Genomic DNA, 14,119 nt, shown 5'->3' on the forward strand with positions numbered 1-14,119 from the left:
CGCTTAGGCTTGACAGGTCATGATCAGACCCGACCTGAGCCTTCCCATTCCCGAGTCCATCGAGGCTGCGCACTTCATCGGCATCGGCGGTTCCGGTATGTCGGGGCTTGCGCGCATGTTCCTCGAGCGTGGCATCCGCGTCTCCGGATCCGACCGCGCTGACAGCCAGGCGCTGCGCGAACTCGCCGCGCTCGGCGCCCGCGTGCACGTCGGGCACGATGCCGCGAACCTCGGCGACGCCGACACCGTGATCCACACCGGGGCCATCTGGCCGGAGAACCCCGAGTTCGTGACGGCGAAGGAGCGGGGGATGCCGGTCATCCACCGTTCGCAGGCCCTGTACTGGCTCATCGGCGGCCGCCGGCTCGTCTCGATCGCCGGCGCGCACGGCAAGACCACGTCGACCGGCATGCTCGTCACCGCTCTGCAGGCGCTCGACGCCGCGCCCACCTTCGTGAGCGGCGGCGTCATCGCCCAGCTGGGCGTCTCGAGCGGCACCGGGTCGGACGATCTCGTCGTCATCGAGGCCGACGAGTCCGACGGAACATTCCTCCTCTACGACACCTCGGTCGCGCTCATCACGAACGTCGACCCCGACCACCTCGACCACTGGGGCTCGGCCGACGCGTTCTACGACGCCTTCGCCCGATTCGCGAACGAGGCCGGCGAGGCGGTCGTGATCTCGGCCGACGATCCGGGCGCGCTCCTGGTCTCGTCGCGGATCACGCACCCGAACGTGCTGACCTTCGGGACGTCGGATGCCGCGAACCTTCGGGTCTCGGACATCCGCACCGACGGCCCGGTGGCGTTCACCCTGACCTACCGCGACGAGTCGGTGACCGCGCAGCTGATCGTCCCCGGCGAGCACAACGCGATCAACGCGGCAGGAGTCGTCGCAGCGCTCCTCACGCTCGGCTTCGGACTCGAGCCCGCGATCCGCGCCGTTGAGGGCTTCGCGGGCACGGTGCGGCGCTTCGAGCTGCATGGCGTCGAACGGGGCGTGAGCGTGTACGACGACTACGCGCACCATCCCACCGAGGTGGCCGCGGCCCTCGCCGCCGCCCGCACGGTGATCGGCGACGGCCGGATCATCGCGGTCCACCAGCCGCACACCTACTCGCGGACGCAGCACATGTTCCGCGAGTTCGCCGACGTGCTCGAGCAGTACGCCGACCACACCGTGGTCCTCGATGTCTACGGTGCGCGCGAGGATCCGGTGCCGGGCGTCACGGGCGAACTGGTCAGCGGCGCGTTCGCGGATCCCTCGCACGTGCAGTTCGTAAAGGACTGGCAGTCCGCCGCCGACTACACCGCCACGGTGGCACGGTCCGGCGACTACGTGATCACCCTCGGCTGCGGCAACGTCTACCAGATCATCCCGCAGGTGCTCGACGCGCTCTCGCGCACGGCCGCCGGGGAGTAGCCGAATGCGCCGGCCTTCGCCCCTGCCGCAGAGCCCGGCACCCCGCGAGGGCTCCGCCGACGGATCACCCGCACCGGGGATCAGCGGGTCCGTGGCGGTGCCGGCGTCTGGGTCCGGACCCGCCGGTGCGCCTGATGCCGCGCCGGCATCAGGACCGCTGGGCACAGCGACGGCCACCATGACCGGACCGCTCATCGTGGAGCCGCACGAGGTGCAGTCGGTCGCACCGGTCATCCCGCTGGGCGCACCGCACGCGCTGCCCGAGATGGCACCCGCCGGTGAGAGCGCCGATGCGGACGACGATCCGGCGATCCGCATCCGCGACGTCTGGGCGGCAGCCCGGGCGCGTCGACGGGCGCTGCGCGCCGAGGTCCGGCGGTTCACAGGCCGCCAGCGACGGCGCAGGATGCTGTGGGTCGCGGTCGCGGCATCCGTCCTGCTCCTGGTGCTGACGACGCTCGCGATGGCGTACAGCCCGCTCTTCGCCGTCGAGCGGATCCGCGTCGTCGGAGCCCAGCAGCTCGATGCGGCGGCCGTGGAGGCCGCGCTGTCGGATGAGCTCGGCACACCGCTGCCCCTGATCGACGAGAGTGCGGTGAAGGCCGCCCTGGTGACCTTCCCGCTCGTGCAGACGTACTCGCTCGAGGCGCGGCCACCGCACGAGCTCATCGTGCGGATCGTCGAGCGGATGCCGATCGGACTCATCCAGACGCGTGCGGGGTACACGCTGGTCGATGCCGCGGGGGTCATCCTGTCGACGACCGAGACGCCGGCGCCCGGTCGCCCGCTGCTCACCGTGTCGGGCGGCACGAATTCGCGTGCCTTCGCGGCGACTGCGCAGGTGATGCGCTCGCTGCCCGCGTCGATCCGCGACCAGGTCACCGCCATCTCGGCCACGACCGCCGACGACGTCACACTGACGCTCGGCGGCACGAACTCCCAGGTCGTATGGGGCAGTGCCGACCAGTCGGCCTTGAAGGCCAAGGTGCTCGAGACGACGATGCGCTCGCGCCCGCCCGCATCGGTGAGCGAATACGACGTGTCGTCCCCGGCCGCCATCGTGGTGCGCTGACCCGACCGTTCCACGCGGACCGAGCGGATTCGCGCGGCGATGTCGCGACACGCCGCCCGGCTCCGGCTCTCGTCGACGCGGCCGCATACCTTCGAGTCAGGAATTGCATACCGGGCAATTCTTTATACCTCAACATGAAGTTGAAGGTTTTTTTTCGGGGTTTCGTAGACGGAGGCCGGCATGAGCCAGAACCAGAATTACCTCGCCGTGATCAAGGTCGTCGGCGTCGGCGGCGGCGGCGTCAACGCGGTCAATCGCATGATCGACCTCGGCCTGCGCGGCGTCGAGTTCATCGCGATCAACACCGACGCACAGGCGCTGCTGATGAGCGACGCAGACGTCAAGCTCGACGTGGGACGCGAACTGACCCGCGGACTCGGTGCGGGGGCGGATCCCGAAGTGGGCCGTCGCGCAGCCGAAGACCACGCGGAGGAGATCGAAGAGGCCCTGCGCGGCGCGGACATGGTCTTCGTCACCGCGGGCGAGGGCGGTGGAACGGGCACCGGCGGCGCACCGGTCGTCGCCAAGATCGCCAAGTCGATCGGCGCACTGACCATCGGCGTCGTGACGAAGCCGTTCTCCTTCGAGGGGCGTCGTCGGCAGCAGCAGGCCGAGACCGGCGTCTCGAAGCTGAAGGAGGAGGTCGACACCCTCATCGTGGTGCCGAACGACCGACTCCTCGAGATCAGCGACCGCGGCATCTCGATGATCGAGGCATTCGCCACCGCCGACCAGGTGCTCCTCGCCGGTGTGCAGGGCATCACCGACCTCATCACGACGCCGGGTCTCATCAACCTCGACTTCGCCGACGTCAAGTCGGTCATGCAGGGTGCGGGCTCCGCCCTCATGGGCATCGGCTCGGCCCGCGGCGCGGACCGTGCGATCAAGGCGGCCGAACTGGCCGTCGAGTCGCCGCTGCTCGAAGCGTCGATCGAGGGTGCGCACGGCGTGCTGCTGTCCATCCAGGGCGGATCGAACCTCGGCATCTTCGAGATCAACGACGCCGCACAGCTCGTGAAGGAAGCGGCCCACCCCGAGGCGAACATCATCTTCGGCACCGTGATCGACGACACGCTCGGCGACGAGGTGCGGGTCACGGTCATCGCCGCCGGCTTCGACAGCGGTGAGCCGACGTCGCGCATCGAGCCGATGACGGCCGCACGGGTGGCGACACCGCCGGCCGTGCCGTCCTCGCTCCCGGAGTCGATCGAGCGCCCCGTCGAGAAGGAGCCGGTGTCGGTCGGAGCCACGATCGACTCGAGCTACGACTCGGCGTTCGGCGACGACGACCTCGACATCCCCGACTTCCTGAAGTGAGATGACCGGGCGGGAGACCGCCCGGTCCCACGGATCTACCCTCGAGAGGCTCTGAAGAACGTGGATGCACTCGAGGAGCGCCTCGCGGACGTGGACGTGCGCATCGCCGATGCCGCGCGCGCGGCCGGTCGCGATCCGCGAGCGTTGACCCGCATCGTCGTGACGAAGTTCCACCCGCCGACGATCGTGGAGCAGCTGTACACCCTCGGTGTGCGCGAGTTCGGCGAGAACCGGCAGCAGGAGCTGAGCGAGAAGGCCGCCGCCGTGGGCGAGCGAGACGGACTCGCGTGGCACTTCATCGGGCAGGCGCAGACCAACAAGGCGCGGGCGATCCGGGCCGCGGCATCCGTCGTCCACTCGGTGGACCGTGCGAAACTCGCGGACGCGCTCGATGCCGCCGGTGAACCGGGTCAGGCATTGGACGTGCTCCTGCAGGTGAATCTCACCGACGACCTCGGTCGCGGCGGCGTGGCACCGGACGATCTGCCCGCGCTGGTGGAGCATGTCGCCGGGCTGCCCACGCTGCGGGTGCGCGGAGTGATGGGGGTCGCGCCACTCGATGAGGCGCCGGCATCGGCCTTCGCGCGGCTGCACGACAGCAGTGAGCGCGTCCAGGCATTCGTGCCGGACGCGAAATGGATCTCGGCGGGCATGACCGCCGATTTCGCCGAGGCGATCGCCGCGGGTGCGACACACCTGCGGATCGGCTCGGCAATAACGGGGCCAAGGCCGGTGCCCCGTTAGCCTCGAACCAGGACGGCGAGCACACACGGAGGATGCGATGTCGAACCCGCTCAAGAAGACCATGGTGTACCTCGGTCTGGCCGACGAAGAGGAAGCCTACGAGGAGCCTGTGGCGCAGCCGACCGGACGCAAGAGTGTCCAGGCCGTCGAGAAGGACGCGACGGTGACGCCGCTGCATCGACCCACGGTCGTGCGTCAGCCCGCGCCCTCCACGATCAGTGAGATCCTCACGGTGCACCCCAAGCAGTACCGCGACGCGCAGGTGATCGCCGAGAACTTCCGCGAGGGGATCCCGGTGATCATCAACCTCTCGCAGATGAGCGACGCCGATGCGCGGCGTCTCATCGACTTCGCCAGTGGACTCTCCCTCGGGCTCTATGGACGCATCGAGCGGGTCACGAGCAAGGTCTTCCTGCTCTCGCCCGAGAACGTCGCCGTCTCCGGCGACGGCGGTGTGGCGCAGGCGGACCCTGAGTCGGTCCCCTTCGCGCCGTAGACCGTGGAAGCCATCCGCGTCATCGCGGCCGTCCTGAACACGCTTCTGCTGCTCTACATCCTTGTGCTGCTCGTGCGCATGGTGCTGGACTGGATCCCGTTCTTCAATCACGAATGGCGCCCCAAGGGCGCCGGCCTGGTAGCAGCCGAAGTGGTCTACACCGTGACCGATCCGCCACTGAAGATGTTCCGCCGCGTGATCCCGCCGCTGCGCGTCGGGCAGGTCGCGATCGACTTCGGGTTCTCGATCACGATGCTGCTGTGCCTGGTGCTGCTGTCGGTGACCCGGTCGTTCGCCGGCTGACAGCGACCTGCCAGGCAATCCTTCGACAGCCCAGAGGACCCGCGACTATGCTTGCCTGGGATGGTCTGCCGGAGACGGCAGCCGAAGCCCGAATTCTGCCGGCGACCTGAGCGCTCGAAAGAGGAACCACCATGGCATTGACCCCCGATGACGTCGTCACCAAGCAGTTCCAGCACGTCCGCTTCAAGGAGGGCTTCGACCCCGACGAGGTCGACGACTTCCTCGACGAGATCGTCGTCGAGTGGCGCAAGACGATCGCTGAGAACGACGAGCTGAAGGCCAAGGTCGCGCAGCTGGAGTCCGGCGGAGCGACCGCAGCGCCGGCTGAGGAGTCTCCCGCACCGGCTGCCGAGGCGCCTGCGCCCGCGCCGGTGTCGGCTGCGGCCCCTGCTGCCGCCACCGCGGGCATCATCGAGCTCGCCCAGCGCCTGCACGACGAGCACATCGCCGAGGGTCGCGCCCAGCGCGACCAGCTCGTCGCCGATGCGCAGGCCCAGGCCGCGTCGATTCTCTCCGATGCTGAGGCACGCGGACGCGATGAGATCGCCCGGCTCGAGCGCGAGAAGGCGAATCTCGAGACCCGCATCACCGACCTCCGCGTGTTCGAGCGCGACTACCGTGCGCAGCTGCGCAACTACATCGAGGGCCACCTGCGCGACCTCGAGACCTCGGCCAACGCGTCCGGCCCCACGCCGGTCTCGGCCATCGGTCTCTAGGCCGAGCCTTTGACAGGTCGAGCCCCGCTCCATCAGGCGGCGGCCGGCATCACGATCGCGATCCTCGCGATCCTGGTGCTGGCCGCCGACCAGTTCACCAAGTACCTGGCGATCGAGAACCTCCCCCCGGAGGAGCCGGTGCACGTCATCGGCGACTTCCTGATCTTCTATCTCGTGCGCAACCCCGGCGCCGCGTTCTCGCTCGGCGAGGGCGTCACCTGGCTCTTCACGATCGCCTTGGCCGTCGTGGCCGGCATCATCGTCTGGCTGGCCGCCACCAGGGTGCGCTCGCGGCTCTGGGCGGTCGCGCTCGGCCTGCTGCTGGGCGGAGTGCTCGGCAATCTGACCGACCGGCTCTTCCGGCCACCGGCATTCGCGGTCGGGCATGTCATCGACTTCATCCACACGCCGTGGATGATGCCGGCGATCTACAACGTCGCCGACATGTTCATCGTGACGATGATGATCGGCATCGCCCTGCTCGTCCTGGTCGGTGTGCACCTCGACGGCACGCGCCATCAGCGCGACGCCATCGTGGCCGAGGCTGAGAGTTCGTCGTCCGCCGAGGCAGAGGCCCCCGGTTCGAAGGACTGACGATGGAATCACGCAGTCTTCCGGTGCCTGACGGACTCGACGGCGTACGCGTCGATGCCGCGCTCGCGAAGATGCTCGGCTTCTCGCGGACATTCGCCGCCGAGGTCGCCGAGGCCGATGGTGTGCGCCAGGACGGCCGGGTCCTCGGCAAGTCCGACCGGCTTCGCGGCGGCGCCTGGCTCGAGGTGGAATGGCAGGCGCGTCGCGATCCCGAGGTGATCCCGATCGAGGTGCCGGATCTGGGCATCGTCTACGACGACGATGACATCGTCGTGGTCGACAAGCCGACCGGCGTCGCCGCCCACCCGTCCGTCGGGTGGGAGGGCCCGACGGTGCTCGGCGCGCTGGCCGGCAGCGGATTCCGCGTCGCCACGACGGGCGCAGCGGAGCGGCAGGGCATCGTGCATCGCCTCGATGTCGGCACGAGCGGTCTCATGGTGGTCGCCAAGACCGAGCACGCCTACACGGCCCTCAAGCGCGCCTTCAAGGAACGCGAAGTGGAGAAGATCTATCACGCGGTGGTTCAGGGGCATCCCGATCCGCTGGCCGGAACGATCGACGCGCCGATCGGGCGTCACCCGACGCACTCCTGGAAGTTCGCGGTCACCCCCACAGGCAAGGACTCCGTGACGCACTACGAGACGCTCGAGGCGTTTCCCGGCGCCTCGCTGCTGGAGATCCATCTGGAGACGGGGCGGACGCACCAGATCCGCGTGCACATGGCCGCGCACCGGCATCCGTGCGTCGGCGATCCGCTGTACGGCGCCGACCCGACGATGTCGGCCCGGCTGGATCTCACGAGGCAGTGGCTGCACGCGCACCAGCTCTCCTTCGCCCACCCGCGTTCGGGCGACTGGGTGACCTTCTCTTCCGCGTATCCCGCTGATCTCGCGCACGCGCTCGAGGTGCTGCGCGGCGACTGAGGCGCGCAGGCATGCCGCCCGCGTGCCGGTCGGCATACCTGGACGGTGTCGGATGCCGGTGGCACAGTGTTTGCCATGGCGATCGAGGTGCGTCCGGCGAATGTGTTCGAGGACGTCAGGACGATTGTCGGGCCGAAGAAGCCCGATTCGAACGTGTGCTGGTGCCTGAGCTATCGCATACCGTCGAAGGAGCATCTCGCCTTGCGCGGCCCCGAACGGGGAGAGCGCGTACGGCGCCTCATCGACGAGGTGGGAGCGATTGGCGTCCTCGCCTACGACGGGGCCGATGTCGTCGGCTGGGCGGCGGTCGCCCCGCGTACGGACACGCACTTCGCGACGTTCCGGAAGATCCCGCACGTCGACGACCTCGACGTGTGGTCGGTGTGGTGCATCCGCGTGCGTCCGGGGCACCGGGGCAAGGGCATCTCGCATGCGCTCCTCGATGGCGCCGTCGCGTTCGCGAAAGAACGCGGGGCACCTGCCATCGAGGGCTACCCCGTCGATAACCAGGGGGCGAAGGTCGACCTGACGATGGCGTACGTCGGTACGCGGTCGCTTTTTCAGAAGGCCGGGTTTCACAAGGCTGCGAACACCGACTCGGTGCTCAGCGGGTTTCCCCGCGTGCTCATGCGTCTCGACCTGCGCTGAGGGGTGGTCAGAAGAGCGACCCGAGCACGTCCAAGCGCACCTGGGCGGCGATCGCGATGATCGCGTAGTCGACGATCGTGATGAGCGGAGCCCAGGCGAGGATGAAGGCGCCCACCCGGCGAGGCGACGAGCCCCATACGCCGTCGCGCAGCGACCAGCCGAGCGTGAACCAGAACAGCGGGATCGTCACGAGCCAGATGATCATGCACCAGGGGCACAGCGACCCGTACTCGAAGACACTCCGCCAGGCGAAGAAGTGCACCAGCAGGAATCCGCCGAGCACGAACACGCTGTAGACCCGCCAATACCAGGTGCGCAGACCGGTGGGCGCGGCGAGCGCGCTGACGCCGGCGTAGACGGGACCGCAGAAGAGCACGATCCCGAGAATCGAGTTGCTGAAGCCGAGCAGGTTGCCGCCGGGGGAGAGGAGGTTCGGTCCGCACGTGACGATCGGGCTGATCGAGCACGAGATGAGCGGCTTCGCGTCGGTGAGCTGGCCGATGTATTCGAGATAGAGCAGGAAGGCGACGATACCGCCCAGGGCTCCCGCGACGATCCAGAAGATCGCGAGGCCGCGTGGAGGACGGATGAGCGTGCCTGTACCAGGGGAATGCGTGGCTGACGAAGTCGAGACCATCATGCGGCTATTCTGGCCGCGTCCCACCCCCGGCGGGGCCTCGCATCACCGGAGAAATCCAGCCGCAGGGCGCGGCGCCCGGGTGGGCGGGTTCAGCGTCCGCCCTCGAAGCGCGCGGCCACGACGGTCGCTGTGGCGGCTTCGATGCGTCGGCGCATGTCATCGGAGATGTCGGTCAGAGCATCGACCGGATGCCACGCGAGATCGCGCATCTCGCCGTCGACCGGCACGGGCTCGCCCGCGACCCAGGAGCAGCGGAACGTCAGGTCGAGGTAGTCGCTCTGGTCGCCGTTCTCGTAGGTGACCCGCGGGATCTGGTGCACCCAGGCCAGGTGCTCGGCGCGGATCTTCACCCCCGCCTCTTCGAGGGCCTCACGCACGGCGGCGTCGGCCGGCTCCTCGCCGGGGTCGACGATCCCGGTGATCGGAGTCAGTGCGCCGTTGTCGGTGCGCCGTCCGAGCAGCACCTCGTCGCCCCGCAGGATGACGGCGGTCACACCGACCAGGGGGAGTGGCGCAGTGCCGACGAGACGGCGGAGTTCGAGCACGAAGTCGGGAGTCGGCATGCCGCCACGATAGCCGGGGCTCGTCAGACCCCGACCGTAGACTCGTCGGGTGGCAGCCGACTCCTTCGTTCACCTGCACGTGCACAGCGAGTACTCGATGCTCGACGGCGCGGCGCGCATCGGTCCGATGGTGCAGGAGGCGGTCCGGCTCGGGATGCCGGCGATCGCCGTCACCGACCACGGAAACACCTTCGCCGCCTACGAGTTCTACAAGAGCGCGAAGGACGCCGGGATCACGCCGATCATCGGCATCGAGGCCTACGTGACCCCGGGCACCCACCGCGCCGACAAGGCGCGGGTGCGATGGGGCACGCCCGAGCAGAACGACGACGACGTCTCCGGCTCCGGCGCCTACACGCACATGACCCTGCTGTCGGAGACGACCGAGGGGATGCACAACCTCTTCCGCCTGTCCTCGCGCGCCAGCCTGGAGGGGTACTACTTCAAGCCCCGCATGGACCGCGAGCTGCTGCAGACGTATTCGCGCGGGCTCATCGCGACCACGGGCTGCCCGTCCGGCGAGGTGCAGACGCGCCTGCGCCTGGGGCAGTACGACGCCGCGCGTGCCGCTGCCGCGGAGTTCCAGGACATCTTCGGCAAGGACAACTACTTCGCCGAGATCATGGACCACGGGCTGTCGATCGAGCGGCGCGTGATGACCGACCTCCTGAGCATCGCGAAAGACCTGCAGATCCCGCTGGTCGGCACGAACGACCTGCACTACACACACCAGCACGATGCCGGCAGCCACGCGGCCCTCCTCTGCGTGCAGTCCGGGTCGACGCTCGACGACCCGAAGCGCTTCAAGTTCGACGGCGACGGCTACTACGTCAAGAGCGCCGCGGAGATGCGGCAGATCTTCCGCGATCACCCCGACGCGTGCGACAACACGCTCCTCATCGCCGAGCGCTGCCACGTCGAGTTCAACACCGCCGCGAACTACATGCCGCGCTACCCCGTCCCGGACGGCGAGACCGAGGAGTCCTGGTTCGTCAAAGAGGTCGACAAGGGCCTGGGCGAGCGGTATCCCGCTGGCATCCCCACCGAGGTCCGGGCGCAGGCCGATTACGAGGCCACGGTCATCGCCCAGATGGGCTTCCCTGGCTACTTCCTCGTCGTCGCCGACTTCATCAACTGGGCCAAGGAGAACGGCATCCGAGTGGGTCCGGGCCGCGGCTCCGGCGCCGGTTCGATGGCGGCCTACGCCATGAAGATCACCGACCTCGATCCGCTCAAGCACGGCCTCATCTTCGAGCGGTTCCTCAACCCCGAGCGTGTGTCGATGCCCGACTTCGACGTCGACTTCGACGACCGGCGCCGCGGCGAGGTCATCCAGTACGTCACCGAGAAGTACGGCGACGAACGCGTCGCGCAGATCGTCACCTACGGCACCATCAAGGCCAAGCAGGCGCTCAAGGACGCCGGCCGCGTGCTCGGCTTCCCCTTCAGCATGGGCGAGAAGCTCACCAAGGCGATGCCCCCCGCGGTGATGGGCAAGGACATGCCGCTGGAGGGCATGTTCGACCGTGAGCACCCGCGTTTCAAAGAGGCATCCGAATTCCGTGCCCTGATCGAGACGGATGCCGAGGCCAAGACGGTCTTCGACACCGCGGTGGGCCTGGAGAACCTGAAGCGCCAGTGGGGCGTGCACGCGGCCGGTGTGATCATGTCGAGCGAGCCCCTCATCGACATCATCCCGATCATGAAGCGGGAGCAGGACGGCCAGATCGTCACGCAGTTCGACTACCCGGCCTGCGAGTCGCTCGGACTGATCAAGATGGACTTCCTGGGGCTGCGCAACCTCACGATCATCGACGACGCGCTCGACAACATCGAGGCCAACCGCGGCGAGAAGCTCGTGCTCGAAGACCTGGAGTTGGACGACGCGGCCTCGTACGAACTGCTCACCCGCGGTGACACGCTCGGGGTCTTCCAGCTCGACGGCGGGCCGATGCGGTCGCTGCTGCGGCTGATGAAGCCCGACAACTTCGAGGACATCTCGGCCGTGCTGGCTCTCTATCGCCCAGGACCCATGGGTGTGGACTCGCACACCAACTACGCGCTGCGCAAGAACAAGCTGCAGGAGAGCGTCCCGATCCACCCCGAGCTCGAGGAGCCGCTCAGCGAGGTCCTGGGCGGAACGTACGGCCTGATCGTCTATCAGGAGCAGGTCATGGCGGCCGCGCAGAAGCTCGCCGGCTTCTCGCTCGGCCAGGCCGACATCCTCCGGCGGGCGATGGGCAAGAAGAAGAAGTCCGAGCTCGACAAGCAGCAGGAGGACTTCTTCGCGGGCATGACCGCGAACGGCTACTCGGCGGCGGCGCAGAACGCCCTGTGGAAGGTGCTCGAGTCGTTCGCCGACTACGCCTTCAACAAGGCGCACACGGCCGCCTACGGGCTGATCTCGTACTGGACCGCGTATCTGAAGGCGCACTACCCCGCGGAGTACATGGCCGCCCTCCTCACGAGCGTGGGCGACGCCAAGGACAAGCTCGCGGTGTACCTCAACGAGTGCCGCCGCATGGGCATCAGGGTGCTCCCGCCGGATGTCGGCGAATCCATCCGCTACTTCGCCGCCGTCGGCGAGGACATCCGCTTCGGACTCGGCGCCGTGCGCAACGTCGGCACGAACGTCGTGGACGCCATCGTCGCGGCGCGCGCAGAGGCATCCTTCGATTCCTTCCACGATTTTCTCGGCAAGGTTCCGATCCATGTCGCCAACAAGCGGACGGTCGAGTCCCTCATCAAGGCCGGCGCGTTCGACTCGCTCGGGTCGACCAGGCGCGCGCTCATGGAGATCCACGAGGACGCCTGCGAAGCTGCTGTCGAGGTCAAGCGGAAGGCCGCGACCGGCGCAATCGGGTTCGACTTCGACAGCCTCTACGACGATATCGAGCAGGTCGCCCCCGCCAAGGTGCCCGACCGCCCGGAGTGGACCAAGAAGGACAAGCTCGCGTTCGAGCGCGAGATGCTCGGGCTCTACGTCTCGGACCACCCGCTCGCCGGCCTGGAGATCCCGCTCGCGAAGCACGCGTCCACCAGCATCCACGACCTCTTGGTCTCCGAAGACGTGAACGACGGCGACCAGGTCACGGTCGCCGGTCTGGTCACCACCGTGCAGCACCGCGTCGCGAAATCCAGCGGAAACCCCTACGGCATGATCACCGTCGAGGACTTCGACGGCGAGGTCACCGTGATGTTCATGGGCAAGACCTACGCCGAGTTCCAGGCGTCGCTCGTGGCCGACTCGATCCTCGTGGTGCGCGGCCGGGTCTCCCGTCGCGACGACGGTCTGAACCTGCATGCCCAGTCGGCCTTCGTGCCGGATCTGGGAGCGATGGATGCCTCGGGCCCGCTGACGCTCGTGATGCCGGAGCATCGCGCCACCGAGGCGATCGTCGGCGAACTCGCCGAGGTGCTGGCACGGCACCCCGGACGCACCGAAGTGATGCTGCGCCTGCACAAAGGTTCGAGCGCGAAGGTGTTCGAGGTGCCGATGCCGGTGCAGGTGACCGCGGACCTCTACGGCGAGCTGAAGGGTCTGCTCGGCCCGCAGTGCCTGGGGTGAGTGTTCCTCATCCGGGTCTCATCGGCCGTGGGTAGTATCGGGACGGTGCGCCAGGCGTGCAGGAAGGGAACATCGTGACAGACGAACAGCTGGACGAGAATGTGACTGAGGCCGAGCCTGGGACCGAGCCCGCGAGCGTCGCCGAGACGGACCTCGAAGCTCCCGAAGAGCAGTCGGTCGACGTGGCCGCGCAGACGCCGCCGCAGTACGGCGTCGGTCCCTTCTCCATCCGCGAGGTGGCACTGACCGGGGTGTGGCTCGTCGCGTTCATCGTCTCGTTCTTCTCGGTGAGCCCGCTGCATTTCGAATCGGTCTGGACGGCGGGACTCACCTGGATCCTCACGATCGCCGTTCCGACGGCCGCCGTCTTCCTCGTGGTCCTGCGCCGCCTCTCGCCCGACGGGATCCGCCGCGTCGGATCGCTCGGAATCGATCAGTTCGCCTCGGTGGCCTTCTCGGTTTCCGCGGTCACGTGGCTCACATACATGTGGGAGACGATCGCCTTCGCGATCGACGGCGGACCCTGGATCCGCTCCTGGGTGATGTGGGTCGAGTTCGTGCTCATGTTGGCCGGCGTCGTCCTGACGGTCGGCGCCCGGTTCATCCCGGTGCTGTGCGAAGACTTCCGCCACCGCCCCGAAGTCACAGCTCACACGCACGCCCGTCCGCTTCGTCCGATCGCGCCGCGCCCTGCGCCCGCGCCCCGAGTGGCGGCCGAGGAGCCGGCGCCCGAACCGGTCGAGGACCGCGCGGATGAGGCGCCCGTTCAGCCGGAGGCCGACTACGCGGGGGAGTACGCCGGTGCGCCGGTGGCCGCTGCCGCAGCCGAGACGGCGGTGACCGCAGTCGACGCCGAATGGGCGCCGCAGACGCGCAGGTCGTACGAGCCGGCCCCCGCGCCCGAGCCGGTGCGTCAGCAGGCGTTCTGGGCGCTGGCTCCCGAGGACCGCGACGTCGTCGACGAGAACGGCATTCCGATCTTCCGCATCGGTCCGAGCGCGTGGGCACTGGCGATCGAGGATCGCGGCGAGAGCTTCGTCATCCGCGACGAGGATGGCCGGGTCGGCTACCTCCACGATCTGGCCGGCGTCACTCGGGGCTGATTCGCGGGC

14 protein-coding genes are annotated in these 14,119 nt (G+C 68.3%); 12 read left to right on the top strand and 2 right to left on the bottom strand.

All coding sequences use genetic code 11. From position 1 onward, the window contains the following. Positions 1–19: 19 nt before the first annotated feature. From murC to ACXJ3V_RS00245, 10 genes are all read left to right on the top strand, one after another. Positions 20–1,423: a UDP-N-acetylmuramate--L-alanine ligase gene (gene murC, locus ACXJ3V_RS00200; RefSeq protein WP_457098242.1), complete on the top strand. Its 1,404-nt coding sequence runs from the start codon at positions 20–22 to the stop codon at positions 1,421–1,423. 178 nt (positions 1,424–1,601) lie between these two features. Further along, positions 1,602–2,495, top strand: coding sequence for an FtsQ-type POTRA domain-containing protein (locus tag ACXJ3V_RS00205; RefSeq protein WP_457098243.1), 894 nt, complete (start codon positions 1,602–1,604; stop codon positions 2,493–2,495). Between the two features lie 180 nt (positions 2,496–2,675). Next, positions 2,676–3,812, top strand: coding sequence for a cell division protein FtsZ (gene ftsZ / locus ACXJ3V_RS00210; RefSeq protein WP_457098244.1), 1,137 nt, complete (start codon positions 2,676–2,678; stop codon positions 3,810–3,812). A gap of 60 nt (positions 3,813–3,872) precedes the next feature. Further along, complete coding sequence (locus ACXJ3V_RS00215; RefSeq protein WP_457098245.1) at positions 3,873–4,556, top strand: YggS family pyridoxal phosphate-dependent enzyme; 684 nt, start codon at positions 3,873–3,875, stop codon at positions 4,554–4,556. A 37-nt stretch (positions 4,557–4,593) separates the two neighbouring features. Next, positions 4,594–5,052, top strand: coding sequence for a cell division protein SepF (locus tag ACXJ3V_RS00220; RefSeq protein ID WP_457098246.1), 459 nt, complete (start codon positions 4,594–4,596; stop codon positions 5,050–5,052). A 3-nt stretch (positions 5,053–5,055) separates the two neighbouring features. Then, positions 5,056–5,355, top strand: a complete 300-nt coding sequence (locus ACXJ3V_RS00225) for a YggT family protein (protein ID WP_457098247.1) — start codon at positions 5,056–5,058, stop codon at positions 5,353–5,355. 131 nt (positions 5,356–5,486) lie between these two features. Continuing rightward, positions 5,487–6,071 carry a DivIVA domain-containing protein gene (locus ACXJ3V_RS00230; RefSeq protein ID WP_457098248.1) on the top strand — a complete coding sequence of 195 codons (585 nt, stop codon included), beginning with the start codon at positions 5,487–5,489 and terminating at the stop codon, positions 6,069–6,071. A gap of 9 nt (positions 6,072–6,080) precedes the next feature. Beyond that, positions 6,081–6,665 carry a signal peptidase II gene (gene lspA / locus ACXJ3V_RS00235; RefSeq protein ID WP_457098249.1) on the top strand — a complete coding sequence of 195 codons (585 nt, stop codon included), beginning with the start codon at positions 6,081–6,083 and terminating at the stop codon, positions 6,663–6,665. A 2-nt stretch (positions 6,666–6,667) separates the two neighbouring features. Continuing rightward, positions 6,668–7,588, top strand: a complete 921-nt coding sequence (locus ACXJ3V_RS00240) for an RluA family pseudouridine synthase (RefSeq protein WP_457098250.1) — start codon at positions 6,668–6,670, stop codon at positions 7,586–7,588. 75 nt (positions 7,589–7,663) lie between these two features. Further along, a complete protein-coding gene (locus tag ACXJ3V_RS00245; RefSeq protein WP_457098251.1) occupies positions 7,664–8,236 on the top strand; it encodes a GNAT family N-acetyltransferase in 573 nt (190 codons plus the stop codon). Between the two features lie 7 nt (positions 8,237–8,243). On the opposite strand, the gene ACXJ3V_RS00250 is transcribed toward ACXJ3V_RS00245, so the two are convergent. After that, positions 8,244–8,876: a vitamin K epoxide reductase family protein gene (locus ACXJ3V_RS00250; protein ID WP_457098252.1), complete on the bottom strand. Its 633-nt coding sequence runs from the start codon at positions 8,874–8,876 to the stop codon at positions 8,244–8,246. Positions 8,877–8,965: 89 nt separating this feature from the next. Beyond that, positions 8,966–9,439 carry an NUDIX hydrolase gene (locus ACXJ3V_RS00255; protein WP_457098253.1) on the bottom strand — a complete coding sequence of 158 codons (474 nt, stop codon included), beginning with the start codon at positions 9,437–9,439 and terminating at the stop codon, positions 8,966–8,968. A 97-nt stretch (positions 9,440–9,536) separates the two neighbouring features. On the opposite strand from ACXJ3V_RS00255, the gene dnaE reads away from it, so the two are divergent. After that, positions 9,537–13,007 carry a DNA polymerase III subunit alpha gene (gene dnaE / locus ACXJ3V_RS00260; protein ID WP_457098842.1) on the top strand — a complete coding sequence of 1,157 codons (3,471 nt, stop codon included), beginning with the start codon at positions 9,537–9,539 and terminating at the stop codon, positions 13,005–13,007. A gap of 74 nt (positions 13,008–13,081) precedes the next feature. Beyond that, positions 13,082–14,110: a hypothetical protein gene (locus ACXJ3V_RS00265; protein ID WP_457098254.1), complete on the top strand. Its 1,029-nt coding sequence runs from the start codon at positions 13,082–13,084 to the stop codon at positions 14,108–14,110. Positions 14,111–14,119: the final 9 nt, after the last annotated feature.

This window comes from Microbacterium sp. P5_E9 (genome assembly GCF_054049175.1).

What these genes read in the sequence shown, in the direction of transcription:
- murC (WP_457098242.1), top strand. Translation starts at nt 20, where the DNA reads ATGATCAGACCCGACCTGAGCCTTCCCATTCCCGAGTCCATCGAGGCT.
- ACXJ3V_RS00205 (WP_457098243.1), top strand. Translation starts at nt 1,602, where the DNA reads ATGACCGGACCGCTCATCGTGGAGCCGCACGAGGTGCAGTCGGTCGCA.
- ftsZ (WP_457098244.1), top strand. Translation starts at nt 2,676, where the DNA reads ATGAGCCAGAACCAGAATTACCTCGCCGTGATCAAGGTCGTCGGCGTC.
- ACXJ3V_RS00220 (WP_457098246.1), top strand. Translation starts at nt 4,594, where the DNA reads ATGTCGAACCCGCTCAAGAAGACCATGGTGTACCTCGGTCTGGCCGAC.
- ACXJ3V_RS00230 (WP_457098248.1), top strand. Translation starts at nt 5,487, where the DNA reads ATGGCATTGACCCCCGATGACGTCGTCACCAAGCAGTTCCAGCACGTC.
- ACXJ3V_RS00240 (WP_457098250.1), top strand. Translation starts at nt 6,668, where the DNA reads ATGGAATCACGCAGTCTTCCGGTGCCTGACGGACTCGACGGCGTACGC.
- ACXJ3V_RS00245 (WP_457098251.1), top strand. Translation starts at nt 7,664, where the DNA reads ATGGCGATCGAGGTGCGTCCGGCGAATGTGTTCGAGGACGTCAGGACG.
- ACXJ3V_RS00250 (WP_457098252.1), bottom strand. Translation starts at nt 8,876, where the DNA reads ATGATGGTCTCGACTTCGTCAGCCACGCATTCCCCTGGTACAGGCACG.
- ACXJ3V_RS00255 (WP_457098253.1), bottom strand. Translation starts at nt 9,439, where the DNA reads ATGCCGACTCCCGACTTCGTGCTCGAACTCCGCCGTCTCGTCGGCACT.
- dnaE (WP_457098842.1), top strand. Translation starts at nt 9,537, where the DNA reads ATGCTCGACGGCGCGGCGCGCATCGGTCCGATGGTGCAGGAGGCGGTC.